This is a genomic window from Enterobacter cloacae complex sp. P42RS, from assembly GCF_014930595.1.
In the GTDB taxonomy this organism is placed as follows: domain Bacteria; phylum Pseudomonadota; class Gammaproteobacteria; order Enterobacterales; family Enterobacteriaceae; genus Enterobacter; species Enterobacter bugandensis.
The window spans coordinates 1-26767 of sequence record NZ_JADBRK010000010.1 but is presented as its reverse complement, the minus strand read 5'-3'; the positions used below and the strand labels follow the sequence as shown (position 1 = coordinate 26767).

Sequence of the window (26767 nt, the reverse complement as noted above, 5' to 3'; positions counted from 1 at the left end):
GCAGCGCCACCCGGCGAGAACTCAATAATCTTCCAGACAATCCACCTGACCAACCGCAGCCCAGTAGGCGTCCAGGTTGTCGCGCTTCACGGCGGTGATGGCGTTTTTGATCAGCAGCTGATTGGCCGCGGACGACAAAATCATCTCCTGCCAGGCCTTATCGCTCTGCTTTTTCTGTGGCGTACAGGTTTTCTTAATATCTTTCAGGACCTGTTGCTTAATCTGCGCCTCTTTCGCCGGATCGTCCTTTTCCTGGGCATGGACAAACGCGGCGAAGAGCAGACAAACCAGCAGGCAGACCAGGTGCGCAGCTTTCATCTACAACCCCCTTTAGACGTCACAGGCTTCCCATGAAATATATCGTTACATTCAGTGTAGCGATTCCAGTCGAAAGTATGATTTTCTCTTTTCTGCGCATGAGAATCGCCCACCGATAAGGTTACTGGATCCCCCCGCCCAGCGACTGCCACAGCGTGATGCGGTTCTCCAGGTCGGTTTGCTGCAGCGCAATCAGCGATTCCTGCGCCGACCACAGCGACCGCTGCGCGGTCAGTACCGTCAGATAATCCCCCGCGCCCGCCTTATAGCTGCGCGTTGCCACATCCAGCGTTTTTTGCTCGGCCGCCACGTATTCTCGCTGGGCATCAAGCTGCTCGCTGAGCGTTTCACGGCGCGCCAGCGCGTCGGCCACGTCTTTAAACGCGCTCTGGATGGCTTTTTCGTAGGTCGCAATTAACCCTTTTTTCTCGGCTTCTGCATAACGCAGCTGCGCCAGATTGTTGCCACCGCTGAACAGCGGCAGGGTGATGGACGGCGCGAATGACCAGACCTTCATCCCGTGGCTGAACAGGGAGGAGAGCGAGTCGCTGCCGACGCCCGCGCTGGCGGTCAGTGAAATGGTCGGGAAGAAGTTGGCGCGCGCCGCGCCGATATTGGCGTTGGCGCTCAGCAGGTTATGTTCCGCTTCCTGAATGTCCGGGCGGCGCAGCAGCGCGCTGGAGCTGACGCCCGCCGGGATCAGCGTGATGGCGTTGTTGCTCAGGCTCTCCAGCGTGCCCGGCAGCAGGTTTTCCGGCACCGTGTCGCCCGCAAGCAGATTGAGGGCATTTTTATCCTGCATCACCAGCGTCCGGTAGCTCGCTACGCTGGCGCGCGCCTGCTGGTAAACCGCCATCGCTTCACTGACGTCCGTAGCCGCCGCGACGCCCACTTCCTGCTGGCGCTTCACAATCTTCAGCGAGTTTGCCGCGCTCTCCATTGTGGATTTCGCCAGCGCCAGGTTGCTGTTATCCGCCGCCAGCGTCACCCAGGCCGTGGTCAGCTCGCTAACCATCGTCAGGCGCGTGTTCTGCGCGGTGAACTCGCTGGCAAGCCAGGTTTCACGCGCGGCGCGGGAGAGGCTCTGGTTCCGGCCAAACAGATCCAGCTCGAAGCTGGAGACCGCGCCGTTGGCTTCGTCGCTTGTCGCAACGCCGCTTGCCAGCGTGCGGCTGCGGGTGTGGCTCAGCTCGGCGTCCGCCGTCGGAAACAGGGACGAGCGCGTTTCACCGTACTGTGCGCGTGCGGCGTCGATATCCGCGATCGCTTTTTGCACGTCGCGGTTGCTGTTCAGCGCCATCGTCACCACGCTTTTCAGCCTCGCGTCGTTCATCACCTGCTGCCACTGGCTCACCACGGCGGTGGCTTCGCCGTGCGCGCCGGGCAAGGTCGCCGGGACGGGAGCGTCCGGGCGTTGATAGGTAGGGTCTAACGACACACACCCTGCGCTCAGCAGGGCTAACGCTAAAACAGTGACACGAAACATTATGACCTCCGGTTCGCGTGTTTACCGGAGAACAGACGTTTCACCAGTACAAAGAATAAAGGGACGAAGAAGATCGCCAGCAGCGTCGCGGCCAGCGTTCCGCCGATAATGCCGGTACCAATTGCCACGCGGCTGTTGGCACCGGCACCGGTTGCAACGGCCAGCGGCGTCACCCCTGCGATAAACGCCAGCGACGTCATGATGATGGGACGCAGACGCGTCTGGGCGGCACGCAGGGCGGCGCGCGTCAGGGAGTAACCTTCTGCAACTTTGGCTTCGGCAAACTCGACAATCAGGATGGCGTTCTTTGACGACAGGCCGATAGTGGTGAGCAGCGCCACCTGGAAGTAGACGTCGTTGTTCAGGCCGCGCAGGGAGGCGGCAACGGCCGCGCCCAGCACGCCAAGCGGGATCACCAGGATGACCGAAATCGGCACCGACCAGCTCTCATACAGCGCCGCCAGGCACAGGAACACCACGAGAATGGAAAGGGCATAAAGGCTCATTGCCTGACCGCTCGCCAGTTTTTCCTGCAGCGACAAACCGCTCCACGCCCAGGTGCTGCCGGACGGCAGGCTGTTTGCCAGCTGCTCCATTTTGCTCATCGCCGTGCCGGAGCTGGCGCCGCTGGCGTTTTCGCCCTGAATCTCATACGCCGCCGAGCCGTTGTAGCGCACCAGGCTTTCCGGGCCATACTCCCAGCGGGTGGTAGCGAAGGCGGAGAACGGGGTCATGGTGCTGTCGCTGCCGCGCACATACCATTTGTTGAGATCGGACGGCACGGCGCGATAGTCGCTGTCACCCTGGATGTAGACCTTTTTCACACGGCCGCGATCGATAAAATCGTTCACGTAGGTCCCGCCCCAGGCGCTGGAGAGGGTGTTGGTGACGTCGCTCAGGGACAGCCCCAGCGACACGGCTTTGTTGTTGTCGATATCCACCTGAAGCTGCGGCATCTGCGGCAGATCGTTGGCGCGCACGGCGTGCAGCGAGCTGTCCTGGTTGGCTTCGCCAATCAGCTGGTTACGCAGTTTCAGCAGCGCATCGCGGTCGGTGCCGCCGCTGGCCATCAGCTCAAAGGTAAAGCCGTTGCTCTGGCCCAGGCCGTCTACCGCAGGCGGCGTCATCGCAAAGATGGTCGCATCGCGGATGGTGCTCAGTTCCTGCGTGGCACGCAGGGCGATGGCCTGAGCCGTGTTTGCATCGCCTTTACGCTCTGACCAGTTCTTCAGGGAGACAAACGCCATCCCGGCGTTCTGGCCGCTGCCGCTGAAGCTGAAGCCTTCAATGGTGAAGATCACGTTGGTGTTGGCTTTCTCTTTGGTGAGGAACCACTCGCGCACCTGGCGGCTGACTTCGGCGGTACGTACCGTCGTCGCGCCGGCTGGCAGGGTGTACTGCACCATGATTTCGCCCTGGTCTTCCGTCGGCAGGAAGCTGCCCGGCAGCTTAAGCATGGCGAAGCCCATCGCGCCGCAGAGCAGGGCGTAGATGACCAGCATGCCGCCGGAACGGCGCAGAGCGCGCAGCACCTTGTTCTGATAACCGCGCTCGGTCCTGCTGTAGAAGCGGTTAAACGCGCCGAAGAAGCCTTTTTTGTGCGGCGTCGTGTGGCTCAGAATCGAGCCGCAGAGCGCGGGCGTCAGGGTCAGCGCCACCACCACGGAGAGGAACATCGCCGAAATAATGGTGACCGAGAACTGACGGTAAATCACCCCGGTGGATCCGCCGAAGAAGGCCATCGGCAGGAATACCGCAGAGAGCACCAGCGCAATGGCGACCAGCGCGCCGAAGATTTCGCCCATCGATTTCTCGGTGGCTTCCCGGGCGGGCAGCCCCTCGTCGCGCATAATACGCTCGACGTTTTCCACCACCACGATGGCGTCATCCACCAAAAGCCCAATCGCCAGCACCATCGCAAACAGCGTCAGGGTATTGATGGAGTAGCCGAACAGCGCCAGCACGCCGAAGGTACCCAGCAGAACGACAGGTACCGCCAACGCGGGGATCAGCGTCGCGCGGATGTTTTGCAGGAACAGGTACATCACCACCACCACGAGGACAATGGCTTCGAACAGGGTCTGAATCACGTCCTCAACGGAGATCTTGATGAACTCGGTGCTGTCCTTCGGGTAGGCCACGTCGTAGCCTTCCGGCATCGACTTTTTGAACTCGGCAATCTTGTCTTTCACCGCCGTCGCAGTGTTGAGCGCGTTCGCACCCGGTGAGAGCATGACTGCCATACCCGCCGCCGGGTGGCCGTTGAGCTTCGCAGTGGCGGTATAATCTTCGCTGCCCATCTCCACGCGGGCGACATCGCTGATGCGCACCACCGCGCCGTTGGACTGGCTCTTCACAATGATGTTTTTAAACTGATCCACCGTCTGCAGGCGCGACTGGGCGCGGACGGTGGCGGTCAGCTGCTGGGCGTTCGACGAGGGCAGCGCGCCGATTTTACCGGCGGAGACCTGCACGTTCTGCGCTTCAATCGCGCTCTGCACGTCGGACGGCATCAGCGAGTAGGACGCCAGCTTCGCCGGGTCGAGCCAGATGCGCATCGCGTATTCCGCCCCGAACACCTGCAGGCTCCCGACGCCTTCCACGCGCGCCAGCGGATCCTGCATATTACTCACCAGCCAGTCGGCAATATCCGAGCTGCTGGCGGTGTCGGTTTTATCGTACACACCCATGATCAGCAGGAAGTTGCTCTGGGATTTTTCGACGGTGATCCCGGACTGCTGCACCTCGGTGGGCAGGCGCGATTCCGCCTGCTGGACTTTGTTCTGCACCTGCACCTGAGCGGTGTCCGGGTCAGTGCCCTGCTCGAAAGTGACGGTAATGCTCACCGATCCGTCCGAGCTGCTGGTGGAGGTGAAGTAGAGCAGGTTATCCAGCCCGGTCAGCTGCTGCTCGATCACCTGCGTCACGCTGTTTTCCAGCGTTTGCGCGGAGGCACCGGTATAGGTGGCGGAGATTTTGATCGACGGCGGCGCAACGTCCGGGTACTGCGCGACCGGCAGCGTGCGGATGGCCAGCATCCCGGCGAGCATGATAAGAATAGCGATAACCCAGGCAAAGACCGGGCGACGCACGAAGAAACGGGAAAACATCAGGCGTTTCCTCCGTTGGCTTTCATCTCTTCGGCCTTCACTTCCTGCCCGGCGGTGACTTTGTCAGTACCTTCCACAATCAGCCTGTCGCCCGCCTTCAGCCCGCTCAGCACCAGCCATTTGTCGCCGTAGGTGTCACCCGTTTCCAGCTGACGCTGCTCGACCTTGTTGCTGGCATTGACCACCAGAGCGGTGGCGGTGCCTTTGGCGTCACGGGTGATGCCCTGCTGCGGCGCGAGGATCGCGTCGCTCATGACGCCTTCATCCACCCTGGCGCGGACAAACATCCCCGGCAGGAGCTGATGCTGCGGGTTCGGGAAGACGGCGCGCAGCGTGACCGAGCCGGTTGATTCATCCACCGCCACTTCGGTTAACGCCAGGCGGCCTTTCTCGCTGTAGGTGCTGCCGTCTTCGAGGATTAACGACACGCTTAGTGTATCGCTATTGGTGGCAAGGGTTTGCTTGCGTAAACGCAGCAGATCGGCGCTGGAACGGGTTAAGTCGACGTACATGCTGTCCAGCCCGCGGATGGTGGCGAGCGCGGTATCCTGCTGGGCGGTGACCAGCGCGCCGGGGGTGACGGAGGAGATGCCGATGCGTCCGGCAATCGGCGCGGTGACGGTGGTCCAGTTGAGGTTAATGCGCGCGCTCTCCTGCGCGGCCTTCTTTGATTCAACGCTGGCCTTGTCCTGCGCGCAGGTGGACTTCGCGTCTTCTGCGTCCTGACGCGACACGCCGTCGTCTTTCACCAGCTGCGCATAGCGCTGGGCTTTCTGGCAGTCGGCCTGCACCAGCGCCTGGGCCTGTTTCAGCGCCGCGGCGGCTTCATCAAACGCCGCGCGGTAGCTGGAAGGGTCAATTTGATACAGCGCCTGTCCGGCCTTCACGGTATCGCCTTCGGTGAACAACCTCTTCTGAATAATGCCGCCCACCTGCGGGCGCACTTCGGCGCTCATGGCGGCGGTGGTGCGGCCCGTGAGCTCGCTGACGACGGAGACCGGCTGGCTCATGAGGGTGACAATCCCCACATCCGGAAGAGGATGCTGGGGAGCAGATGTTTGCGCATTATCGCACCCGGTCAGGAGGAGTAATGCCGCGATGGAGGTTGTTATGGTTTTCATAATCTTTTTCCAGGGTGAACGATGCCTGCCCTGTTAAAGGATCAACAGGGAGGGGGCTATTTAAAGGCACAGCGATACCGCATCTCCGGCATGGCCGGAAATGCTAAGTTGGGAAATTACTTATTCCCGCTAATTATTCACATGCGATTACTTCGCAGAGAAAAGCATATTTAAAATATTCTGATAGATAGGCTCTAATTGTTCTGACGGTACTTTTAAAGGCGCGAGTCGACGGTAAATCGTGCCTTCGATCATCACCGCGGTAATTTCCACGCAGCAGCGAATATGTTCATCGCTCAGATGGGGAAATTGTTTTTTCAGGTGCGCACAGGCGTTGGTAAACATCCGGGCATCGGCTGCGATCATCATGGCCGCCACCTGCGGGTTACGGGTCGCCTCGGCAGACATTTCGAGCATCAACGCATCGTCGTCTTCGTTGAGCGTCTGACGCCAGGCGAGCGCCTGCGGCATCCCTTCCACCACCGTTTTGTCCTGCATCCCTTCGATGCGTGAGTCGATAATGCGGCGGATCATCTCTTCAATAATCGCGTCTTTGTTACTGAAATAACGGTAAATTTGCCCGACGCTAAGCTTCGCCTCACTGGCAATTTGCGACATGCTGGCGGCGTGAAATCCGCTGGCGCGAAAGCAGCGACGCGCGGCGGTGATGATTTCGTCCTGACGTTGTTTTTGTCGTTCTTCCAGCTTTGTGCTCATCGTCGTCTACCGTGTAAAAGTGAGAATGATCGTTCTCAGTATACGTTTTGGGTGCGTATTGGAAAGGCTTTTTTTATTTAGTTATTGAATGAATGTTTCTGTATTAAAAAAATGGAGGAAATTAGGAGTTTTTATGAAGGTTAAGCTGTGAGATATTCAAATTGCGCGGAAAATAAGGAGAGAAATATGCACCTGAGCATTACTTATAATGTAACACCCGCAGAAAAAGAAGAGCTATTTGTGGGGTTAAGAGCCTATAACGGACAGTTTATCGATCTGACAAACTTTAGCGGCGACATTGGCGTTTATGTACGAGACGATAAAGGCGTCATGCTCGGCGGGCTCATTGGAGTGCGTAAAGGCGACTGGCTGAATATCGACTTTCTCTGGGTCAGCGACACCGTGCGGGGTACCGGCGTGGGCAGCCAGCTTATCAAAACGGCTGAAGAGGAAGCCAGACGCAAAGGCTGCAAGCACGCGCTGGTGGATACCGTCAGCTTCCAGGCGCGCCCGTTCTATGAAAAACAGGGGTACCAGCTGCAGATGTCTTTGCAGGATTATCCGTACCCGGGCATGCAGCGACATTACCTGGCGAAAGCCCTTTAAGCTCTGAATCCGTAGGCCGGGTAAGCGCAGCGTCACCCGGCCATACCCGCATATAACTTATCCTTCTTATTGATTCTTTTTCGGTTTTTATTTCCCCGCCTCGTTGTCGATATAGTCACTACAACATTCAGCAAAAGGAACTGTCTTGTGAAACGTCGATTAGGTGCTCTGGTACTGGCTGGCCTGCTGCTGGCCGGGTGCGATCAAAGTGGCAGCGATGCCAAACACATTAAAGTCGGCGTCATCAATGGCGCCGAACAGGACGTGGCGGAAGTCGCCAAAAAGGTGGCAAAAGAGAAATATGGCCTGGACGTGGAGCTGGTGGGCTTCAGCGGCTCGCTGTTGCCTAACGATGCCACCAACCAGGGGGAACTGGATGCCAACGTCTTCCAGCATCGCCCGTTCCTTGCAGAGGATAACAAGGCGCATGGCTACAAGCTGGTGGCCGTGGCGAACACCTTTGTCTTCCCGATGGCCGGCTATTCCCGCAAAATCAAATCCGTCTCTGACCTGAAGGACGGGGCGACTATCGCCATTCCAAACGATCCGACCAACCTTGGCCGCGCGCTGCTGCTGCTGCAAAAAGAGAAGCTCATCACCCTGAAGCCGGACACCGGGCTGCTGCCGACGGCGCTGGATATTACCGCCAACCCTAAGCAGCTGAAAATCATGGAACTGGAAGGGGCACAGCTGCCGCGCGTGCTGGACGACCCGAAAGTGGATGTCGCCATCATCAGCACCACCTATATTCAGCAAACAGGGCTATCGCCGGTGCATGACAGCGTCTTTATTGAAGATAAAAACTCGCCGTACGTGAACATCGTGGTGACGCGCGAAGACAACAAAGACGCGGAGAACGTGAAGGCGTTTATCCAGTCGTATCAGTCACCGGAAGTGGCGAAAGCGGCAGAGACGATCTTTAACGGCGGGGCGGTGCCAGGCTGGTAAAGGTGCCGGCAGAAAACGCGGTGATGAAAATGGCCCGATTCCATCGGTAATCGCCCTTTAACCCACAGCGCCAATTGTGACGGCTGGCTATCCTCCTTATCACACCAACCGGAGGATAGCCCATGAACATTACCCAAATTCGCAATGCCACCCTGCTGATTACCTACGCCGGAAAACGTCTTTTAATCGACCCGATGCTGGCCCCGAAAGGCGCTTATCCGGGCTTTCCCGGTACGGCGCATGCCGAACGCCGTAACCCGACGGTCGAACTTCCCGTCGACGTCAATACGCTGCTGGACGCTGACGCGGTGATCGTCACCCATACCCATGACGATCACTGGGATCGCACCGCGGCAGAGCTGATCGCCAAAGACAAACCGATCTACGTGCAAAACGATCGTGACGCCGCGCTGCTGCGCAGCCAGGGATTTACCAACCTGACGATCATGACCGACGAGACCACCTTCGGGGAGGTTCGGATTGCGAAAACGTACGGCGGCCAGCACGGGACCGACCGCGCTTACGCCGTGCCAGAACTGGCGGAGCGGCTGGGTGAGGCCTGTGGCGTGGTGCTGCGTCATCCTGATGAGAAGACGCTCTATCTTGCCGGGGATACCATCTGGCGCGAAGAGGTGGCAGCCGATCTGCAAAAACACCAGCCAGATGTGGTAGTACTGAACGCCGGTTATGCCCACGTCATCGGCTTTGGGCCCATTATTATGGGACAGGAAGATGTGCTTAACGTCCATTTCCTGCTGCCGCAGGCTAAAATCGTCGCGAGCCACATGGAGGCGATTAACCACTGCCTGTTGACCCGCAGCGCGCTGCGTGAGTACGTCGAAGCCAACCAGGTGAGCGATGTGGTGAGCATTCCCCAGGATGGCGAAACCGTTATATTCTGAGTGCGTTAACGGGAAAGGAGAGACAGATGTCGCTAATCAACGTCGCGATTGTCGCGGTAGACGGGTTTAGCCCGTTCCACTACTCCGTTCCCTGCATTCTGTTTGGTGATTCGGTCTCCGGCGAAAAGCGCTTTAACGTGACGATCTGCGCCGAAACGCCGGGGTTTCTTACCTCAAAAGACGGGTTTGCCCTCAACGCCACGCAGGATTACACCGCCATCGGGCAGGCCGACATTGTTGTCGTTCCCTTCTGGCAGCACGTCCTTGAACGGCCGCCTCAGGCGCTGCTCGACAGCCTGGTGTTGGCGAGAGACAACGGCGCGGAAATTGTCGGCCTGTGTCTGGGATCGTTTGTGCTGGCCTGGGCGGGGATACTCGACGGTAAACGGGCCGCCACCCACTGGGAGTTCGAACGTCAGTTTCAGTCGCTCTTCCCGAACGTTCGGCTGGATATTAATGCCCTTTACGTGGATGACGGCAATATCATCACCTCCGCCGGTACTGCCGCAGCCCTCGACTGCTGCCTGTATATCATTCGCCAGCGCTTTGGCAGCGTGGTTGCCAACCAGATTGCCCGTCGGATGATTGTCCCGCCCCATCGCGAGGGCGGGCAGGCGCAGTTCATCGCCCAGCCGGTTCCGAAAGATACCCGTGACGCACGTATTAACTGCCTGATCGACTACCTGCAGCAGCACATCACCGAACCGCATAGTCTGGACTCGCTGGCGGAGGTGGTTTCGATGAGCCGCCGCACGCTGACCCGCCATTTTATTAAAGCCACGGGGATGAGCGTCGCCGACTGGCTTACCGCCGAACGCCTGCGGCGCAGCCAGATTTTGCTTGAAGCCGGAAATATGCCCGTTGAGAGCGTGGCGGAGCTGGTGGGATTTAATTCCGCCGTCACCTGGCGACAGCAGTTTAAGGCGCGCTTTGGGGTGAGCCCAGCGGAGTGGCGAAAGACGTTCCGTGTTCATCCGTCTTTATAATTCTGTCGCGATTGAATAAAAAGGCGTGGGGGACATTTTCGGGGTGACGGCTACGAACGCCCCTAACGAGCGCGCTTTAAACACCGTAATCTATTATTTTCTACTTTAGCGCCAGTGTCTTTTTAGCGTGGTCCTGTTTTTTTGCTGAAAATGCTGATGTATCAGACGGGTTACAAGACGCATCTCTTCCGGTTAAGATATTGCACGTTACTTTCCAGAAGAAAAGGTAGTGGCATGAACAATATTGAAACGCAGTTACTTGAATCAGGTTTCACCGTAAAAGAGTTAGCGTATCTGAACCGAAACATCAGTCGTTATGGTTCATCCTTGCTCGAGGTCGTGCTTGAGTTAGGTAAGCGATTTATCATGGTTCTGTGTATTACTGCGGCTGTGGCTCTGATTTTCCTGGCGCTTATTTTTTTCGCTGAACATTACAATCTTGTTTCCGGGGGCATCTCCCTTTTCATCGTGTTGGCGATTGTCTGGTTTTTTCAACCCCCGGTCATTACCTACAAAGCCTGGCGCTACAGAAAGAAATACATTAGTTCTGGCCAGACGCATTAGAAATTAAATCAAACGAGACTTTTGCAGAGACACCCCAGCCGACAATTTTCATAGTGAGCGCTGCGCGATTCATACCGTCGACCTTGCGGTAGAAATCCAGCGGGAGATAGCGAAACAGACGCCAAGATTCGGGTTTTCGGATGGCGCCAAATACCGTATAGACGCTTGCTGCCAGGCTTACGCTGTTGAAGACTCCCAGTGCTGATTCACGTTTAAATCCCATAAACTGAGCGATATCCATGACGCCATCTGCCAGCATACCTTCAGAATTTGGTTGATGTTGAAGCGTTCTGTTAATTTCTTTTGAAATAGCATTTGCACCATCCATAACCAGAATCGCTCCTGCAAGCGCACCCACTGGATTCATTGTCATCATTGCACCAACGCCTGCAACTATCTGTAACCCGGAAAGTACAACCTTTATCGACGAGATAAAGTAACCGATGACTTTGTTATTTTCTTTAACCAGTTCAATCTGAGCAAAAAGCTGAGCTGTACGTGAGCGAAGCATTCTGCTTTGATCAAGAAGACTTTCGTTCTCAGCCCGGATGTTTTTCAGGCATTCCATGCACTCATCATGACTTCTGGCCGCCCGGGTAGCGCTAAACTGTTGCATTACAAATTGCCGAATATCATCCATAAATTTAATTCGTGCGAGTCCGTCGCTGAGATGTTGCCCTCCGACAATATTCGCAGTATTGATAAGCTTTCGGGCTTCAAGGTTAATCATTGTTTCAGCCCATGCACGGGTGTTCTGACCAGGGAAAAGTGCAATATCCATTTTAATTTTCTCATCTGATAACCAATGTTTACAGATTATCCAGCCAGCAGAAACTGACAACAATAAATTGGATAATGTATCGCGAGCCCTGAATTCGCTGAAGCATATACCTGCGGAAATCATCATCGTCGTTGATGGCGACCATGAGAGGGATGACTGGAGAAAAGTAATTAAGGAAACAAACACTTACCCCAGCCTCTCCACCCTCGTCTCCCCCTCCGCCATCGATAGCTGATACAGCGAAAACGATCTGTGCTTCTCAATCAGCTTCGCCAGCTCCGGCGAGTGGCTGGTGAGCCAGATCTGCGAGTAGCGGCTGGCCTCGGCGATTAAGCTCGCCAGGGCGGGCAGCATCTGTGGGTGCAGGCTGTTTTCCGGTTCGTTCAATGCGATAAATGCTGGCGGGCGCGGGCTTAACAGCGCCACCGCCAGGCACAGAAAGCGCAGGGTGCCGTCGGAGAACTCCGCCGGTTCCAGCGGCCTGCTCAGCCCCTCGCGCTGCATCATCATGCGAAAACGTCCACCGCTGTTGTCGCTGTAAAACACGCAGCCGGGGAAGGCCTGGTCGAGAATGCGCATCAGCAGCAGCTCGTCGCCAATCTCCACGATGGTCTGAAACGCGGCCGCCAGGTTAGTGCCGTCGCTGGCCAACACCGGAGAGCGGAAACCGACCTGTGGGGCGCGCATCGCCGAGCCGGATGAGACGGAAAACTCATGATAAAAGCGCCAGTTACGCAGGGATTCGCGCATCTGCGACACTTCCGGGTAAAGATGCGGTTCACCGAGCTGCCCGAATACCGATTCGTTCTCATACAGCGTGCCGCTGTGGGTCACTTTCTCGTGATGCACGTTGTTCAGAAACACCGTCTGATTCTTACGCTTCATCAGCTGTGACGACGGTCGACGATGCTGGCCGCTCAGCCAGATGGACTCCTCTTTGATCACCGGGTCGAGCTGAAACTGCGAGGGATAGGGCAGCTTCTCCACAAACCCGACCTGCAGCTCGTATTCGTAGGTCTCTGTTTCCACCGCCAGATTCATCCGCCGCAGCTGGTCGCTACGGGTTTTGCCTGCCCAGAACACCTTCAGAATGCCGCCCTCGTTCGCCAGCGCCTGGGAAAACTGCCCTTGCGCGGCGCTGTGCATCAGGTGTATCGCCTTGTAAATATTGGATTTCCCGGTACCGTTCGGCCCGAAGACGATATTGAGCTGCTCCAGCTCCAGCGACATCTCGCGGATGGAGCGGTAGTTTTGAATGTGCAGGGTGTTGATCACAGGCAGGCCCCTTTTGCAGAATAAGCCTGTATATAATCACAGCCTTTAAGATGAAATGCAAAAAAGAGACGACAGTGAGGATGTCGTCTAAACGGGGTACTGCTTTGGGCCTCTATGGGTCAATGGGGCCTTCGCATTTTTTTCATCACTTGACTGCCAGACGCAGACCCAAATCATCAGGATAGGGATCAAAGTAGTTTTGCGTCATCAGATACCGGTCGGGGTATTCGGCCAGGTAGTGCTTCAGCAGTGTGATCGGCGCGAGGATAGGCAACTGTCCGTTGCGATAATGCAGGATCACATCGCGCAGCTCGCCGCGCTGGCGAGTGTTGAGCTGGTTACGAAAATAGCCCTGAATATGCATCAGCACGTTGGTGTGATTCTTCCGCGAGGCGGGTTTTTTCAGGATGGTCATCAGCTTTTCCCGGTACGCCACGAAGAAGGCGTCCAGATCTTCCCACTCGTGCAGCGAGGCAACGAACGGGCCAATCTCACGGTAGCCCGCCTGATGGTGCGCCAGCAGCTGAAGCTTATAGCGGCTGTGGAAGTCCAGCAGCGCGCGGCGCGTCAGGCCATTTTTACGCAGCGTGTTGAGTTCGTGCAGCGCAAAAACGCGCTCGACGAAGTTTTCCCGCAGCACCGGGTCGTGCAGGCGTCCGTCCTCTTCCACGGGCAGCCACGGCAAGGTTTCAAGGAGAGCGGCGGTGAACAGCCCGACCCCCTCCTTGCGGCCCCGGTTGCCGTTTTCATCGTATAGCCGCACGCGTTCCATGCCGCAGCTTGGGGATTTTGCACAGACAACGAAGCCTGCGAGATCGCCGATTTTCGGCAAATAATCTGCCGCAAAGTCAGCCATTTTCTGCGTAACGTCTTCGTGAGGTGCGTGGCTGAAGCGCATCTGCGTTTCTCCGTCTGTCGTGACGATCAGACGCAGCGCCGGGCGAGGCGTCGGCAGGCCGATGGCCATCTCCGGGCAGACGGGCCTGAAATTCACCCACTGGGCCAGCTCATCCATGATGAAGCCCATGCGCTTATGTCCGCCGTCAAAGCGAACGGCGGATCCGGTCAAACATCCGCTAATACCGAGCACAGGTTTCGTTGTCATGGTGTTGTCCTCCCGTTCATATAACTAAAACTTACACAACATGACTAATTTGTCCAAGTATTCGCGGAACTATTTTTTATAATCCTTTAAAATCAATGCCTCTTAACTGCCCTTGTAGGTCGAGTAGCCGTACTGGCTAAGCAGAAGCGGGATGTGCAGCTTTTCGTTGGTGCGGGTCACGGTAAACAGCACCGGGATCTCCGGGAAGAAGGTGTCCAGCTTTTTGCCGTGGAAGTACTCTGCGGTTTTAAAGGTCACTTTATACACGCCAGGCTGCATGTCCTGGTCCAGCGGATAGAGCGATTTGATACGGCCATCGTGGTCGGTTTTGCCGCTGGCAACCTGAGTCCATTTGTCCTGCTGCTGCTTCTCCAGCGTAACGGTAACGTCTGATGGCGGCATTCCGGTTTGCTGGTCAAGAATGTGGACGCTTAGCGTGCCGGCAGGGGCGCTAAAGGCGGCAGGGGCGAAGGCCATCGAGGCCAGGATCAGCAGAGGGGCAGTTTTTTTCATGGTGTTTTCCTGTTGAGTTATTCGTCACAGGAAAACGTTAGCATCTGCGGCGCGGGAAAATATTCAACTTTTCGTGAAGATTCCCGCAGGAGAAAATTATCAGAGGATAATCACTTCAAGCGATACCTGCTGCTGCCACTGCTCCACCTGCTTTTTTCGCCCGGCGGTGAGCTTGCCGCTGGTGACCAGCAGCCATTTCCGCTCCGGGAAAATCTCCGGTGCCAGCGCGTCTGGCGGAACTGGCAGAATGTCGATGCGGTGGCCCTGCCCGGTGCGCGTTAGGGCTTCGAGCCAGATCTCGCACGGGTCGTTCAGGTGCCAGCCGCTGAGCAGAATATTGTCGCCCGGCGCTTTTTTATCGCCTTCGAGGCAAAACGAGGTGTAGGCGATGATGATGCCGTCGAGGATCGCGCGCAGGGTCATGGCGGCGGCGACGTTAGCCGAGACCTGGCTGCGCAGCGGACGCAGTACGTTCGCGACCAGTTCCGGCCTTGGGTACTCGCGTCCGGCGTCGTAAATCATCTGGCGCAGGGACTCGACTTTGCCGTCCTGCAGGCGTTGCAGCATGCTCTGCTGCAGCGTTTGCCAGTTGTTGGTCCGCCCCGGCGTCGGGCGCTCCAGCAGCGGTTTGACCTGGCCGATCGGGACGCCTTTTTTTACCCAGTCGAGGATTTTGAGCGCCTGCTGGACGTCCTCATCGCTGTACTGGCGGTGGCCGCCTTCCGTGCGCTGTGGCTTGAGTAAACCGTAGCGACGCTGCCACGCCCGCAGGGTGGTGGCGGTGATGCCGCTGAGTCTGGCGAATTCGCCGATGGAGTAAGCCATGTCCGTGTCCAGGGTGGAGGAATACTCTCAATATACTACGAATTTTCCCGAACGGGATGAAGCGCCGAAACGGTGCACTACACTTAACTTCCAACCGTGCAAATGAAAGGAATTCTCATGAAGCTATGGCCTGTTGTGACCGGTGTTGCGATTGCCCTGACGCTGGTCGCCTGTAAATCCCCCACGCCGCCGAAAGGCGTGCAGCCTATTACCCACTTTGACGCCAGCCGCTATCTCGGCAAATGGTACGAAGTCGCCCGTCTGGAAAACCGCTTTGAACGCGGTCTGGAACAGGTGACGGCGACCTACGGCGAGCGCAGCGACGGCGGCATCAGCGTGCTTAACCGGGGTTTTGATCCGGTGAAGAACAAGTGGAACGAGAGCGAGGGCAAAGCCTACTTTACCGGCGAGCCGACCACCGCCGCGCTGAAGGTATCGTTCTTCGGCCCGTTCTACGGCGGGTATAACGTGATCAGGCTGGACGATAAGTACCAGTACGCGCTGGTGAGCGGCCCGAACCGCGACTATCTGTGGATCCTGTCACGCACGCCGACCATCCCGGATGCGGTAAAGCAGGATTACCTGAAAACCGCGCGCAGTCTGGGCTTCCGGGTTGATCAGCTGGTATGGGTGAAGCAGTAAAAATCGTGCTTTCTTCCAGGGGCATTACTGGCTCGCCTGGATAGACTTCCGTTAAAAGCCCAACGGAGAAAGACGGCATGAACCGGCGAGCGGAGCTGCCATCCCGGCGGGGAGCGTTACAGCAGCTACAGGATATTCACCTTGCGGCAGGCGTGCCGATGGAAAACGTCACCGTGGTGGTACCGAGGGATGGGGTGATGGGGAACAGATCGCAAAGAGTGGATTGAAATAGTTCGGTTTTCTAATCATGATCCCCCCATGAAAATAGAAACCGCACTCCCCAGACACTTTGAACGTCTGGTCGCGATCTGGGAATCTTCCGTTCGCGCCACCCATCACTTTTTACAAGAAAGCGATATTGCGGCGCTGCGCCCGTTATTGCTCAACGCCTATCTGCCTAACCTCAAGGTCGTGATTGCTCGCGATGACGCAGGCGTTATTCACGGCTTTTTGGGCGTGGATGAAAACCGCATTGAAATGTTGTTTGTTGACGACGCGAGCCGCGGGAAGGGCGTCGGGAAACTACTGCTGCAATACGCTATTGCAGAGTTCGGTGCGAACGAGGTGGATGTGAATGAACAGAACCCGCAGGGCGTCGCGTTTTATCGCCATATGGGGTTTGAGCAGGTCGGACGCTCGGAGCTGGACGGGCAGGGGAATCCGTTTCCGTTGTTGCATATGAGGATGGGTGGGCAGGTTTAATACCCTTGACCTGCTCCCCATTGCTTAACACACCATGATGTTAGTAATGCCTTCATTGACCCTGACCCCGTTGATTAATACACGGTAATGTTGGCAATTTCTTCACCGACTGTAAGAGTAACTGCGAATTTCAGCTCCTCGCTCGTAGCGGACTTTTTTGGTTAGTCTCCGATCGGACAGAACCCAGGGGCTGGCGGAGCCAGCATCAGATATGTAGTCAATGAACCATGGGCATTAGGGGACTTTGCCTGTTGTCTGGAATGCGCAATAATTGGGCGCATAACGACAGCGCAAAAGGGACACCATGCTTCATCACAGCCAGGCAATGTCACTGGACGACATCTACCTTGAGGACATTCCTCACATTATCCACCCGGACACTGCGGCGGGAGATCTCGCAGAAACTGCACTGCCCAACCGCATCATCCAGGAGTGGAATTTACCGCAGGGCTACATCCGGTTTGTCAGCCGCTATCAACCGTTTCATTGGCAGCAGCCGTGGATGGCATACCGTGACACTCTTGCCGACATCAAATCCGGGAAGCTCGTTCTGCTGAGAAAAGACATAACCGGGCATGCTATTTCGGGAGTGCTGACGACATCCGGTGACCTTCGCAATGATCTGCCCCTGTTCCTTCATACCCGGCTCAGCCATCTCCTGTCCCGGCAGCTGAAACGCCCAGGGTATCACGTCCGCCCGGCGGCACCTGCGCAACATGCTCAGGCTGCAAAAACCATCAACAGCAAAGCTGCAGGTCGGTTGTTGGCCGCGGGCGGGATCTATAATGGCAATATCGAGGGATTCCATCAGACCGCGCAGCAGCTCGGTGGCGATGCGCCAGCGGGTTACAATCAGGTTATGGACAATAAAGGGCTGATCATTGCTGGCGCTTCTGTTGCTGCGGGTCTTGGCCTTGGCAGACTGGGTACGGTGAATGAGCTTAACAATCTCCATGTTCTTGGAAAAGTCGAGGGTGAATACTCGATGATAAAGCCCGGACCATTAAGTGAGCGCTTTGCCGAAACGTTCTCAGGTGGAGCTTACAAGGAAATAACATTGTCACAGGACACCACATTTTTCAGAGGTGGTCAAAGCGGCACTGAGTTGGGTCGATTTTTCAGTTATGAACGACCTTTAGGAGTACTACAAACGCGTGTCGATAAGGCTGTGTTACCAAAATGGCCTGACGGTTCTGAATCTGTGATCGATAGTTTTTATGAGATAAAAATTCCTGCAGGATCGAAGGTATATGTCGGAGAGGTGGGTTACCAGTCTGATATTTTCTCTGGAGGTACTGAGCAAGTCGTAATCCCTGCGCCCTGGAATATTCCAGGCGTGGAGACGGTTAATTTTGGGGGATTGAAATGAAATCAGATTTACATGCGTTACTTAATAAAATCATTGAATTACTTGTCTCTTGTGATGAGAGTGTTTGGTCAAAAAGACTTACTTATTATCGTGAGCACCTTGATTCTGATTATGACCAGACCGTGTTAGCCATCAGGTCTATTTTCGGAGGGGCTGGTTCCTTTAATGACTTAATATTGCAAAATAACGGCAAAATGCTGCGAGCTGAAAACAATACTCTTAATGAGTTATCAGATGAGCTATACAGCTTAATAAAAGCAGAGATCTCAGAGCGTAATATTTGAAAAGTTTTCGCTGAAAATTACTGTGACAGGGCTGAATATCAGCCCAGTCCTGCTGCCCACCGGCAGTTGAACGGAGTTAATCGTCGCGCTTAGCCTGTTTATCCCATTTTACTAAGCCGATGATATCTTTCTCTCCTTCGGCTTCTTTCAGCAGGCGCTGCGTTTTTTCAAACTCAATGTATTCTGAGCACGCCTTTTCATCCGCCGCTTTCTTGCTGATTTTGCCTGCTCCTTCTAAAACATCCCGGTCGTTAAATTGCAGAAACTGATCGAGTTTGGTTTGCCAGTCTCGTAAAAATACCTGCTTGCGGCGTTTGGCCTGATCTTCGGCAAAATCGAGCCACATATTCACGACGCGATTAAGCTTGCTCACCTCATCCTGAGACAGATAATTTTTTGAAGTAGTGACATCGCTTTTACGGACTTCTTCGCCTTTATAGCTGGTCAGCCCCATATGCGGTTGAGTAGCGTCAGCGCGTTGGTGAATCAACTCAGCGGCGGTGAGGCCCGTGCAGGCAAAATGCAGTTTATTCTGGATGGTCTGGAAGAATTGCGTAGTTTCTTTGAGCGATGGCTGATAATCGGCGGCTAATGCGAAAATTTCCCTCACGCGGAGGTAGACCCGGCGTTCGCTGGCCCGTATATCGCGAATGCGTTCCAGCATTTCATCGAAATAGTCAGGTACGGCGGACGATCCGACAGGCGGGTTTTTCAGCCGCTCGTCGTCCATAACGAAGCCTTTAACCAGGTATTCCTGCAGCGTTTGGGTGGCCCACTGGCGGAACTGTGTACCTCGCGCTGAGCGTACGCGATAGCCGATGGCGAGAATCACGGGCAAGCTATAGTGAAGTGTGTTGCGATTGACCTTGCGCTGACCTTCTTGCTGAACTTGTAAGTAAGCCTTACAAGTTGCTTTTTGTTCAAGCTCACCCTCTTCGTAAATGGCTTTGATATGCTGAGTAATGGCTTGAGGAGTGACCTGATAAAGAGCCGCTATTACTGCTTGCGACAGCCAAAGCGTTTCATGTTCAAAGCGACATGTGATGCGAACTGTTCCATCCTCACTGGCAAACATAACAAATTCACCTGCCGGAGATTGGATTACGTCTTTATCTGCCATGTCGCCTCCCTTTTTCAAGTGATTAACCTTACCAGCGTGTTGTATGCCAGATACAGCCGCTAAGCCAGGTGGTTTGTATTTGATTTTGCGAGGCGCTTTCCAGAATGCTGAATTTTAATCGCTGCAAGCGCATTCTCTATCTCAACGAGCTTTGCTTTCGTCCGTTTATAATCATCCTGCAACCTCTGCTCCTGCTCGTTATACGCCACCAGAACGATGCACCCTTTCATCACCTTTACCGTGACCTGCTGCCCGGTATCAAACCCTGCCGCGCGAAGCCACTTGCCGGAGAGGATGATATTGGGCGTGGATTTGTCGAAAACATTCGGGCGATATCCCACAATTAACGAACGCTCGGTTCCGGATTGGTCGGTGTCTGGGGTAGAATGCGAATCAGCCATAATCAACTCCTTGATAGTTGGTGAGGTTAGACGCTCCGGTTGTGTTCCCGCACATCGGGGCGTTGCAAGTACAGGAGGTTTAGGTGGCCTCCTATATGTGCCAGAGTAGATGGATAGGTGGCCTCATGTCAATCATATCGCGCGAAAAAAAACCAAAAGGCGGTGGGCAATCTCCGCAGTTTAAGATGCGTATTGATCCGGCATTGAAGGAACAGTTGGATGCTGTGGCGGCTGAAGAAGGGGTGAGTCTCGCCAGCTGGTTAAAAGAGCTAGCGAGGGAGGCTCTGAGGCAAAAGGGAGTAACTCCAAAAGGATAAAATAAGATAAAATTTTGAAAAGTATTAAGCTTAATATTAATTACAACTTTTTATAGTATTTTAATAGCTTATCATGCCTTTCTAGATCAACGCTTTTAATAAATGCTAAGATGCCAAGAATAATTTCTTTGCTATTAGGATCACCTTTCTTAGAAAGATGGAATATTTTATTTCTATAAGAGTTATAACTGTTCTGACCGATGCCCAATTTAGGGGTTGCTATAATTCCAGTTATTTCTCTTCGGGAGCGCGGCCCAGAAAGCATTTCTTTATTTTTGTTTATTGAGTAACCCTCCTCACTAATGATTAACTTAACAACGGTCCAGGCTTTTTTTATAACACTAAGTTTATTGCCTGATATCGATATATCATCTGCATATCTGGTATAGGTAAGCGCATGTCTATCACAATATTTCCCAATTCGCTGATCCATCCTCAAAGAAACAAGATTTGATAAGCAAGGAGAAGAGGGGGCACCTTGTGGTAGATAGCCGTTTAAAGTACATATAGATGTTAAATGGAAAGCTATTTTCTTGGAGTAACCAGCAGCTCTAAAAATAGAGTAAACATAGCTGGCTTTAATGCTAGGGAAAAAATCTTTTATATCCAACTTTAGGATATATTGATTTCCGGTATGCGGCTGTACGTTTTGTTTTAATGATATGCCTGATATAAAACCAGTGGCATATGGTGATGATTGCAGTTTTTCTAGAATATTACGCAATATCCATCGTTGCAAAGCTTTTAACTGTCGATTTGGGCTATCAATTGGCCTATAACCACCAGTTTTTTTTGGTACCTTGATATGACAATAGTATCGAGAGTTATCGGTTAAATATTGCGAAAGCAATGCATGTGGCAGTCGTGTCTTAACGGAAAGATCTTCAATGCTTTGTAAGATTGGTAAGGAAAGTAACCTTTGAGTATATAAGCTTTGTGAGTGTTTGGCCAAAGTAAGCTCCAAATTAATAAAGCGTAAATGGTGCTAACTCCTAACGGCTAAGGAGAGCCAGGCAGGGCTTAAAAACCCTGGCGCACAGGGTTTTTAAGCCCTGATTGGCTCGTAATGCGCACGAGGCGCCAAAACCACTGGGGGTGGGTTTGGCGAATCGATCGCATTACCATGTTACAGCTAAATTGTAGGACTAGAGGTAATGCTTCTCTATCCTCTGGAACGTCACACCGCATTTAAGGCCTTGCGCATATGATTAGTTCCCGCTTAGGAGTTAGCTTAGTCATTATTCTATAAACAGAAATGAATGTCTACCCCTAAGGAGACAATTGTTTATTCATTATGCTAACTCTTAAGCTACTTATTTCATTTAATGCATAATATTTATTTTGTATGTCCAAAAAACCACGGCTAGTAATTGAGAATTCATCACCAATCTTCTCGATAAATAAAGATCTTGTAAGTGAATGTATGGCAGCTTTACATCCAATGACCTCTTGATTGGTTAGTTTTCTTTTGGAAAGTATTAATGCCATAAGTTTATGGATAGCATTCATAGATAAGCTATCGAAAAGATAGATTAATAATAATATATGGTTTTGATACAACAGGATATTATTTATTGACTTAGATTTTCTTCCTGATGGGATCATTTTTTTTACAGTCTTCAATATCGAAGATGTATGCTCTATTTTTTGATTATCAAATTTACTTTGTATATCTAATATTTTTCCTTTATAAGATCTGACAAGTCTGATCGGTCCATGGTTAATGAAGCTCTTATCGCTTTTATATTTTTTAGGCCGCAATACGAGCATTTTTTCTGCTAATTCTTTTTGCGTTGAAAAAGCGCCAAGTTCTGCGAAAGAACCAGGGCTTTCTGGGATAAGGATTATTAAATCTACTGCTTCAGCTAATTGTTGTTCTAAAGATAATAAGCTGTTGCTTGCTTGCCCCTCCAATAGATCTTCAAAAAGATCTTCGGGATATGCCAGCTGATAATTAGTTTTTTGTTCTAGTAATTGAGATATTTTAAAGCGAAAACTTTCTTTGTCTGATTTATCTTTCCCACAGATAAAGATAACTTTTTTTGTGTCATTAATACCATTTGTAATAATGTTTATGATGGAGTCAATATATTTTCTTAAATCTTGATCTAAAAATGATTCTATATTTATAGGCATGTGTACGGACATTTTTTTCGTCTTCATGTAATCAGCCAATAAATTTATTCTGCCATAAAAAAAAGCTTGTGTATATTTCCTATTAGTGAAAACAGGGATTAAATAAGATGAAATGCCAAAAAGCACTGATTCAATTTTGGCGGAAGATCACAGGAGTCGAACCTGCCCGGGAACGCTGGCGCCCCCAACTGGATTTGAAGTCCAGCCACCTCACCGGAGATGACGATCTTCCGCGCCTCGATTGCTACATGGAGGCGGGGCGCATTATAGCTACTTTCAGGCATTTACCACATACCCCACACCACTTTTTTCACCTCTCTTTTGACCTGTACCCCCCTGTTTCAGCTAATTCCTAAGAAAATCCTCAGGTTAGCCTTTTGTGCTCTCCAACATTTATCGCGATCACAAAAAACAAGAAACGTAATCTGCTAACCAGAAAACGCAATACCCGCCGTTGAAACAATGGTTTAAAACCAATGCAACCGGTCTCAGCGCCCCCTACAGCGTGAAGGATAAAAAAGATGAGCGAAGTATTGTCAGTAAAAGAGAAGATTGGCTACGGCATGGGTGACGCCGCCAGCCACATCATTTTTGATAACGTCATGTTGTACATGATGTTTTTCTACACCGATATTTTCGGCATTCCCGCCGGGTTTGTCGGCACCATGTTCCTGCTGGCGCGCGCGCTGGATGCAATCTCTGACCCGTGCATGGGGCTGATCGCCGACCGCACCCGCAGCCGCTGGGGCAAGTTCCGCCCGTGGATTTTGTTCGGTGCCATCCCGTTCGGCATCGTCTGCGTGCTGGCCTACACCACACCGGACCTCAGCCTCAACGGCAAAATGATTTACGCCGCTATCACCTACACGCTGCTGACCCTGCTCTATACCGTGGTCAACATCCCGTACTGCGCGCTTGGCGGGGTAATCACCAGTGACCCGACGCAGCGTATCTCCCTTCAGTCCTGGCGCTTCGTGCTGGCGACGGCGGGCGGCATGCTCTCCACGGTGCTGATGATGCCGCTGGTGAACCTGATCGGCGGCGACGATAAGGCGTTCGGCTTCCAGGGCGGGATCGCCGTGCTGTCGGTGGTTGCGTTCCTGATGCTGGCGTTCTGCTTCTTCACCACCAAAGAGCGCATCCAGGTACCGCCGAGCACGACCTCCATGCGTGAAGATCTGCGTGATATCTGGCAAAACGACCAGTGGCGCATCGTGGGCGTGCTCACCATCCTCAATATCCTCGCCGTCTGCGTGCGCGGCGGCGCGATGATGTACTACTGCACCTGGATCATGGGATCGCCGGAGGTGTTCGTCGCATTCCTCACCACCTACTGCGTCGGCAACCTGATCGGCTCCGCGCTGGCGAAACCGCTCACCGACTGGAAGTGCAAGGTCAGCATCTTCTGGTGGACCAACGCCGCGCTGGCGGTGGTCAGCGTGGCGATGTTCTTCGTACCGATGCATGCCCCCGTGCTGATGTTCGTCTTTATCTTCGTTATCGGCGTGCTGCACCAACTGGTGACGCCAATCCAGTGGGTAATGATGTCCGATACCGTCGACTACGGCGAATGGACCAACGGCAAACGCCTGACCGGCATCAGCTTCGCGGGCACGCTGTTCGTGCTGAAGCTCGGCCTGGCGCTGGGCGGGGCGATGATCGGCTGGATGCTGGCAGGCGGCGGCTACGACGCGGCGGCCAAAACCCAGAACAGCGCGACCATCAGTATCATTATCGGCCTGTTTACGCTGGCGCCGGCGATCTGCTACGTGCTGAGCGCCATTATCGCCAAACGCTACTACACGCTGAAAACCCCCTTCCTGACCAAAATCCTGGGCGAGCTGGCGCAGGGCGCGCGCCGCAATCAGCAGGATTTTGAAAACCTGCCGGTCAGCAAAGAATTGCAGAACTAAGAGGACGAAAGCATGAAAATCAGTGATGGAAACTGGCTTATTCAACCGGGCCTGAACGTGACCTGTCCGGTTCAGGTGTTCGACGTGGAGCAGCAGGGCAATGACCTGGTGGTGTATGTTGCGCCGCGCGACGTGCGTGAGCGCACCTGGCAGCTCGACACGTTGATGTTCACGGTGCGTCTGTTTTCCCCGCAGGAAGGGATTGTCGGGGTGCGCATCGAGCACTTCCAGGGCGCGCTGAACAACGGCCCGCACTATCCGCTGAACGTTCTGAAAGACGTGAAGGTCGAGATTGAAAACAACGCCGAATTTGCCGAGCTGAAAAGCGGCAGCGTCAGCGTGCGCGTCACCAAAGGCGAGTTCTGGGCGCTGGATTTCCTGCGCAACGGGCAGCGCATTACCGGCAGCCAGCTGAAAAACAACGGCTACGTGCAGGACAGTAACGCCGACCGTAATTACGTTTTTGAGCGTCTGGATCTGGGCGTGGGGGAAACGGTCTACGGCCTGGGCGAGCGCTTCACCGCGCTGGTGCGCAACGGCCAGACGGTCGAAACCTGGAACCGCGACGGCGGCACCAGCACCGAGCAGTCCTACAAAAATATCCCGTTCTACCTGACCAACCGCGGCTACGGCGTGCTGGTGAATCACCCCGAGAACGTCTCGTTTGAAGTCGGCTCCGAAAAAGTCTCCAAAGTGCAGTTCAGCGTGGAAGGGGAGTATCTCGAGTACTTTGTGATCGACGGCCCGACGCCGAAAGAAGTGCTGAACCGCTATACCCGCTTCACCGGGCGTCCGGCGCTGCCGCCTGCATGGTCGTTCGGCCTGTGGCTCACCACCTCGTTCACCACTAACTACGACGAAGCGACGGTTAACAGCTTTATCGACGGCATGGCCGAACGCGACCTGCCGCTGCACGTCTTCCACTTCGACTGCTTCTGGATGAAGGCCTTCCAGTGGTGTGATTTTGAGTGGGACCCGGTGACCTTCCCGGACCCTGAGGGGATGATCCGCCGCCTGAAGGAGAAAGGGCTGAAGGTCTGCGTGTGGATCAACCCGTATATCGGCCAGAAATCCCCGATTTTCCGTGAGCTGAAAGAGAAGGGCTACCTGCTCAAGCGCCCGGACGGCTCTCTGTGGCAGTGGGACAAATGGCAGCCGGGGCTGGCGATTTACGACTTCACCAATCCGGACGCATGCCGGTGGTATGCCGACAAGCTTAAAGGCCTGGTGGATATCGGCGTTGACTGCTTCAAGACCGACTTCGGCGAGCGTATCCCGATGGACGTGCAGTGGTTCGACGGGTCCGATCCGCAGAAGATGCACAACCACTACGCCTACATTTATAACGAACTGGTGTGGAACGTGCTGAAAGAGACCGCCGGCGAAGAGGAGGCGGTGCTGTTTGCTCGCTCGGCGTCCGTCGGGGCGCAACAGTTCCCGGTACACTGGGGCGGCGACTGCTACGCCAACTACGAGTCGATGGCGGAAAGCCTGCGCGGTGGGCTGTCGATTGGCCTGTCCGGCTTCGGGTTCTGGAGCCACGATATCGGCGGGTTCGAAAACACCGCTCCGGCGCACGTCTATAAACGCTGGTGCGCGTTCGGGCTGTTCTCCAGCCACAGCCGTCTGCACGGCAGCAAATCCTACCGCGTGCCGTGGGCGTACGATGATGAGTCCTGCGACGTGGTGCGTCACTTCACGCAGCTGAAATGTCAGCTGATGCCGTACCTGTACCGTCAGGCGGCGCTGGCCCGCGAGTTCGGCACGCCGATGCTGCGCGCGATGATGCTGGAGTTCCCGGACGATCCGGCGTGTGATTACCTCGACCGTCAATACATGCTGGGGGATGCCCTGATGGTCGCTCCGGTGTTCTCCGAGGCGGGCGACGTGCAGTTCTACCTGCCGGAAGGCCGCTGGACCCACCTGTGGCACAACGACGAAATCCATGGCAGCCGCTGGCATAAGCAGCAGCACGATTTTATGAGCCTGCCGGTCTACGTGCGCGACAATACGCTGCTGGCGCTGGGCAACAATAACCAGAAGCCGGACTACGCGTGGAACGCGGGGATGGCCTTCCAGCTGTTTAACCTGGAGGATGGCGCAGCGGCGGTGAGCGAAGTGCCTGCGGCGGACGGGTCTGTGGCATTTACGCTGAAGGCATCGCGTCAGGGCGACATCGTGACCTTTACCGGCGCGGGTGACGCGCAAAACTGGTCGGTGTGCTTGCGCAACGTGCAGAAGGTGAGTGGCGTGAAAGGCGGCTCGCACGCGGGCAGCGAGTGGGGTGTGGTGGTGAAAGCGGAGAGGGATGAGGTGGTGGTTCAGCTCTGAGGTGGAAAATGCCCGGTGGCGCTTCGCTTACCGGGCCTAAGGTAATTATGCGCTCTGATGCCCTCACCCTGACCCTCTCCCATGTACAGTCCGGGGACATAGTGAACACTTGTTCGGGGACATGGTAGACACTTACAACTGAGGCATAAGAACCCGTCTATGGAGTCGCTTATGCCCTGGGATGCGAGAGATACCATGTCATTACGTACCGAGTTTGTTTTGTTCGCCTCGCAGGACGGGGCGAACATCCGTTCCCTCTGCCGTCAGTTCGGCATTTCTCCTGCCACCGCCTACA

At 54.5% G+C, this 26767-nt stretch carries 26 protein-coding genes, 1 tRNA gene and 2 pseudogenes; 14 read left to right on the top strand and 15 right to left on the bottom strand.

Annotated features, from left to right (window positions below):
- Nucleotides 1-21: 21 nt before the first annotated feature.
- The 5 genes from IM314_RS13610 to IM314_RS13590 form a co-directional block, all read right to left on the bottom strand.
- Nucleotides 22-318 (bottom strand): YicS family protein, encoded by a 297-nt coding sequence (locus IM314_RS13610; protein WP_048957724.1) that lies wholly within the window; start codon nt 316-318, stop codon nt 22-24.
- A gap of 121 nt (nt 319-439) precedes the next feature.
- On the bottom strand, nt 440-1804 hold the full coding sequence (locus IM314_RS13605; protein WP_048957725.1) for an efflux transporter outer membrane subunit: 1365 nt from the start codon (nt 1802-1804) through the stop codon (nt 440-442).
- The gene (locus tag IM314_RS13600; protein ID WP_193359101.1) at nt 1804-4914 is read right to left on the bottom strand and encodes an efflux RND transporter permease subunit; all 3111 of its coding nucleotides are present in this window, start codon (nt 4912-4914) and stop codon (nt 1804-1806) included. Before IM314_RS13600 ends, IM314_RS13605 begins: the two co-directional genes overlap by 1 nt.
- On the bottom strand, nt 4914-6035 hold the full coding sequence (locus IM314_RS13595; protein WP_045260816.1) for an efflux RND transporter periplasmic adaptor subunit: 1122 nt from the start codon (nt 6033-6035) through the stop codon (nt 4914-4916). The genes IM314_RS13600 and IM314_RS13595 overlap by 1 nt, the downstream gene beginning before the upstream one ends.
- 147 nt (nt 6036-6182) lie before the next feature.
- Nucleotides 6183-6752, bottom strand: a complete 570-nt coding sequence (locus IM314_RS13590) for a TetR/AcrR family transcriptional regulator (protein WP_041911692.1) — start codon at nt 6750-6752, stop codon at nt 6183-6185.
- Between the two features lie 186 nt (nt 6753-6938).
- Here IM314_RS13590 and IM314_RS13585 point away from each other — a divergent pair, with 186 nt between their 5' ends.
- The 5 genes from IM314_RS13585 (at nt 6939) to IM314_RS13565 (ending at nt 10758) form a co-directional block, all read left to right on the top strand.
- Entirely contained in the window at nt 6939-7358 is a 420-nt protein-coding gene (locus IM314_RS13585; protein ID WP_041911691.1) for a GNAT family N-acetyltransferase, read from the top strand.
- Between the two features lie 147 nt (nt 7359-7505).
- A complete protein-coding gene (gene nlpA / locus IM314_RS13580) occupies nt 7506-8306 on the top strand; it encodes a lipoprotein NlpA (RefSeq protein ID WP_028014989.1) in 801 nt (266 codons plus the stop codon).
- A gap of 122 nt (nt 8307-8428) precedes the next feature.
- Entirely contained in the window at nt 8429-9208 is a 780-nt protein-coding gene (locus IM314_RS13575; protein ID WP_041911690.1) for an MBL fold metallo-hydrolase, read from the top strand.
- A gap of 26 nt (nt 9209-9234) precedes the next feature.
- The gene (locus tag IM314_RS13570; protein WP_193359102.1) at nt 9235-10194 is read left to right on the top strand and encodes a GlxA family transcriptional regulator; all 960 of its coding nucleotides are present in this window, start codon (nt 9235-9237) and stop codon (nt 10192-10194) included.
- A 234-nt stretch (nt 10195-10428) separates the two neighbouring features.
- On the top strand, nt 10429-10758 hold the full coding sequence (locus IM314_RS13565) for a hypothetical protein (RefSeq protein WP_041911688.1): 330 nt from the start codon (nt 10429-10431) through the stop codon (nt 10756-10758).
- Here the strand turns inward: IM314_RS13565 and IM314_RS13560 are convergent.
- The 5 genes from IM314_RS13560 to IM314_RS13540 form a co-directional block, all read right to left on the bottom strand.
- A complete protein-coding gene (locus IM314_RS13560) occupies nt 10736-11539 on the bottom strand; it encodes a DUF4225 domain-containing protein (protein ID WP_041911687.1) in 804 nt (267 codons plus the stop codon). The genes IM314_RS13565 and IM314_RS13560 overlap by 23 nt on opposite strands.
- 186 nt (nt 11540-11725) lie before the next feature.
- Nucleotides 11726-12814: an AAA family ATPase gene (locus IM314_RS13555; protein WP_193359103.1), complete on the bottom strand. Its 1089-nt coding sequence runs from the start codon at nt 12812-12814 to the stop codon at nt 11726-11728.
- Nucleotides 12815-12959: 145 nt separating this feature from the next.
- Nucleotides 12960-13919, bottom strand: coding sequence for a DUF523 and DUF1722 domain-containing protein (locus tag IM314_RS13550; RefSeq protein ID WP_041911685.1), 960 nt, complete (start codon nt 13917-13919; stop codon nt 12960-12962).
- A gap of 102 nt (nt 13920-14021) precedes the next feature.
- Complete coding sequence (gene uraH / locus IM314_RS13545) at nt 14022-14432, bottom strand: hydroxyisourate hydrolase (RefSeq protein ID WP_060571984.1); 411 nt, start codon at nt 14430-14432, stop codon at nt 14022-14024.
- 99 nt (nt 14433-14531) lie between these two features.
- Complete coding sequence (locus tag IM314_RS13540) at nt 14532-15257, bottom strand: MerR family transcriptional regulator (RefSeq protein WP_028014996.1); 726 nt, start codon at nt 15255-15257, stop codon at nt 14532-14534.
- A 117-nt stretch (nt 15258-15374) separates the two neighbouring features.
- Between IM314_RS13540 and IM314_RS13535 the strand changes: the two genes are divergently transcribed.
- The 5 genes and pseudogenes from IM314_RS13535 (at nt 15375) to IM314_RS13515 (ending at nt 18254) form a co-directional block, all read left to right on the top strand.
- Nucleotides 15375-15899 (top strand): lipocalin family protein, encoded by a 525-nt coding sequence (locus IM314_RS13535; RefSeq protein ID WP_193359104.1) that lies wholly within the window; start codon nt 15375-15377, stop codon nt 15897-15899.
- Between the two features lie 113 nt (nt 15900-16012).
- Nucleotides 16013-16126, top strand: a pseudogene (locus tag IM314_RS13530) (class I SAM-dependent methyltransferase); the annotation flags it as partial.
- A 31-nt stretch (nt 16127-16157) separates the two neighbouring features.
- A complete protein-coding gene (locus IM314_RS13525) occupies nt 16158-16601 on the top strand; it encodes an acetyltransferase (protein WP_193359105.1) in 444 nt (147 codons plus the stop codon).
- A 304-nt stretch (nt 16602-16905) separates the two neighbouring features.
- Entirely contained in the window at nt 16906-17970 is a 1065-nt protein-coding gene (locus tag IM314_RS13520; RefSeq protein WP_045631212.1) for a hypothetical protein, read from the top strand.
- Nucleotides 17967-18254 (top strand): hypothetical protein, encoded by a 288-nt coding sequence (locus tag IM314_RS13515; RefSeq protein ID WP_045631213.1) that lies wholly within the window; start codon nt 17967-17969, stop codon nt 18252-18254. Before IM314_RS13520 ends, IM314_RS13515 begins: the two co-directional genes overlap by 4 nt.
- A gap of 76 nt (nt 18255-18330) precedes the next feature.
- On the opposite strand, the gene IM314_RS13510 is transcribed toward IM314_RS13515, so the two are convergent.
- Both IM314_RS13510 and IM314_RS13505 read right to left on the bottom strand, forming a co-directional pair.
- Complete coding sequence (locus IM314_RS13510) at nt 18331-19374, bottom strand: virulence RhuM family protein (RefSeq protein ID WP_045631214.1); 1044 nt, start codon at nt 19372-19374, stop codon at nt 18331-18333.
- A gap of 59 nt (nt 19375-19433) precedes the next feature.
- Nucleotides 19434-19775, bottom strand: coding sequence for a SymE family type I addiction module toxin (locus tag IM314_RS13505; RefSeq protein ID WP_045631215.1), 342 nt, complete (start codon nt 19773-19775; stop codon nt 19434-19436).
- Between the two features lie 125 nt (nt 19776-19900).
- On the opposite strand from IM314_RS13505, the gene IM314_RS13500 reads away from it, so the two are divergent.
- Complete coding sequence (locus IM314_RS13500; protein WP_045631216.1) at nt 19901-20092, top strand: toxin-antitoxin system HicB family antitoxin; 192 nt, start codon at nt 19901-19903, stop codon at nt 20090-20092.
- A gap of 40 nt (nt 20093-20132) precedes the next feature.
- Here IM314_RS13500 and IM314_RS13495 read toward each other — a convergent pair whose 3' ends face one another.
- The 3 genes from IM314_RS13495 to IM314_RS13485 all read right to left on the bottom strand — a co-directional run bounded on the left by IM314_RS13495 (nt 20133) and on the right by IM314_RS13485 (nt 22460).
- Complete coding sequence (locus IM314_RS13495) at nt 20133-21044, bottom strand: retron St85 family RNA-directed DNA polymerase (RefSeq protein WP_072050494.1); 912 nt, start codon at nt 21042-21044, stop codon at nt 20133-20135.
- Between the two features lie 317 nt (nt 21045-21361).
- Nucleotides 21362-22240: a retron St85 family effector protein gene (locus IM314_RS13490; RefSeq protein ID WP_193359106.1), complete on the bottom strand. Its 879-nt coding sequence runs from the start codon at nt 22238-22240 to the stop codon at nt 21362-21364.
- Nucleotides 22241-22365: 125 nt separating this feature from the next.
- A tRNA-Sec gene (locus IM314_RS13485) sits at nt 22366-22460 on the bottom strand.
- Between the two features lie 289 nt (nt 22461-22749).
- On the opposite strand from IM314_RS13485, the gene IM314_RS13480 reads away from it, so the two are divergent.
- The 3 genes and pseudogenes from IM314_RS13480 to IM314_RS13470 all read left to right on the top strand — a co-directional run.
- Nucleotides 22750-24141 (top strand): glycoside-pentoside-hexuronide family transporter, encoded by a 1392-nt coding sequence (locus IM314_RS13480; RefSeq protein ID WP_045630227.1) that lies wholly within the window; start codon nt 22750-22752, stop codon nt 24139-24141.
- Nucleotides 24142-24153: 12 nt separating this feature from the next.
- On the top strand, nt 24154-26472 hold the full coding sequence (yicI, locus tag IM314_RS13475; RefSeq protein WP_193359107.1) for an alpha-xylosidase: 2319 nt from the start codon (nt 24154-24156) through the stop codon (nt 26470-26472).
- Nucleotides 26473-26631: 159 nt separating this feature from the next.
- Nucleotides 26632-26767: pseudogene (locus IM314_RS13470) on the top strand (IS481 family transposase); the annotation flags it as partial.

Coding starts and splice junctions, on each gene's coding strand:
- IM314_RS13490 (WP_193359106.1), bottom strand. CDS start 22,240: ATGTCCGTACACATGCCTATAAATATAGAATCATTTTTAGATCAAGAT.
- IM314_RS13565 (WP_041911688.1), top strand. CDS start 10,429: ATGAACAATATTGAAACGCAGTTACTTGAATCAGGTTTCACCGTAAAA.
- IM314_RS13570 (WP_193359102.1), top strand. CDS start 9,235: ATGTCGCTAATCAACGTCGCGATTGTCGCGGTAGACGGGTTTAGCCCG.
- uraH (WP_060571984.1), bottom strand. CDS start 14,432: ATGAAAAAAACTGCCCCTCTGCTGATCCTGGCCTCGATGGCCTTCGCC.
- IM314_RS13610 (WP_048957724.1), bottom strand. CDS start 318: ATGAAAGCTGCGCACCTGGTCTGCCTGCTGGTTTGTCTGCTCTTCGCC.
- IM314_RS13540 (WP_028014996.1), bottom strand. CDS start 15,257: ATGGCTTACTCCATCGGCGAATTCGCCAGACTCAGCGGCATCACCGCC.
- IM314_RS13515 (WP_045631213.1), top strand. CDS start 17,967: ATGAAATCAGATTTACATGCGTTACTTAATAAAATCATTGAATTACTT.
- IM314_RS13535 (WP_193359104.1), top strand. CDS start 15,375: ATGAAGCTATGGCCTGTTGTGACCGGTGTTGCGATTGCCCTGACGCTG.
- IM314_RS13590 (WP_041911692.1), bottom strand. CDS start 6,752: ATGAGCACAAAGCTGGAAGAACGACAAAAACAACGTCAGGACGAAATC.
- IM314_RS13560 (WP_041911687.1), bottom strand. CDS start 11,539: ATGGATATTGCACTTTTCCCTGGTCAGAACACCCGTGCATGGGCTGAA.
- IM314_RS13520 (WP_045631212.1), top strand. CDS start 16,906: ATGCTTCATCACAGCCAGGCAATGTCACTGGACGACATCTACCTTGAG.
- IM314_RS13500 (WP_045631216.1), top strand. CDS start 19,901: ATGTCAATCATATCGCGCGAAAAAAAACCAAAAGGCGGTGGGCAATCT.
- IM314_RS13585 (WP_041911691.1), top strand. CDS start 6,939: ATGCACCTGAGCATTACTTATAATGTAACACCCGCAGAAAAAGAAGAG.
- yicI (WP_193359107.1), top strand. CDS start 24,154: ATGAAAATCAGTGATGGAAACTGGCTTATTCAACCGGGCCTGAACGTG.
- IM314_RS13510 (WP_045631214.1), bottom strand. CDS start 19,374: ATGGCAGATAAAGACGTAATCCAATCTCCGGCAGGTGAATTTGTTATG.
- IM314_RS13480 (WP_045630227.1), top strand. CDS start 22,750: ATGAGCGAAGTATTGTCAGTAAAAGAGAAGATTGGCTACGGCATGGGT.
- IM314_RS13505 (WP_045631215.1), bottom strand. CDS start 19,775: ATGGCTGATTCGCATTCTACCCCAGACACCGACCAATCCGGAACCGAG.
- IM314_RS13550 (WP_041911685.1), bottom strand. CDS start 13,919: ATGACAACGAAACCTGTGCTCGGTATTAGCGGATGTTTGACCGGATCC.
- IM314_RS13600 (WP_193359101.1), bottom strand. CDS start 4,914: ATGTTTTCCCGTTTCTTCGTGCGTCGCCCGGTCTTTGCCTGGGTTATC.
- IM314_RS13595 (WP_045260816.1), bottom strand. CDS start 6,035: ATGAAAACCATAACAACCTCCATCGCGGCATTACTCCTCCTGACCGGG.
- IM314_RS13575 (WP_041911690.1), top strand. CDS start 8,429: ATGAACATTACCCAAATTCGCAATGCCACCCTGCTGATTACCTACGCC.
- IM314_RS13605 (WP_048957725.1), bottom strand. CDS start 1,804: ATGTTTCGTGTCACTGTTTTAGCGTTAGCCCTGCTGAGCGCAGGGTGT.
- IM314_RS13525 (WP_193359105.1), top strand. CDS start 16,158: ATGAAAATAGAAACCGCACTCCCCAGACACTTTGAACGTCTGGTCGCG.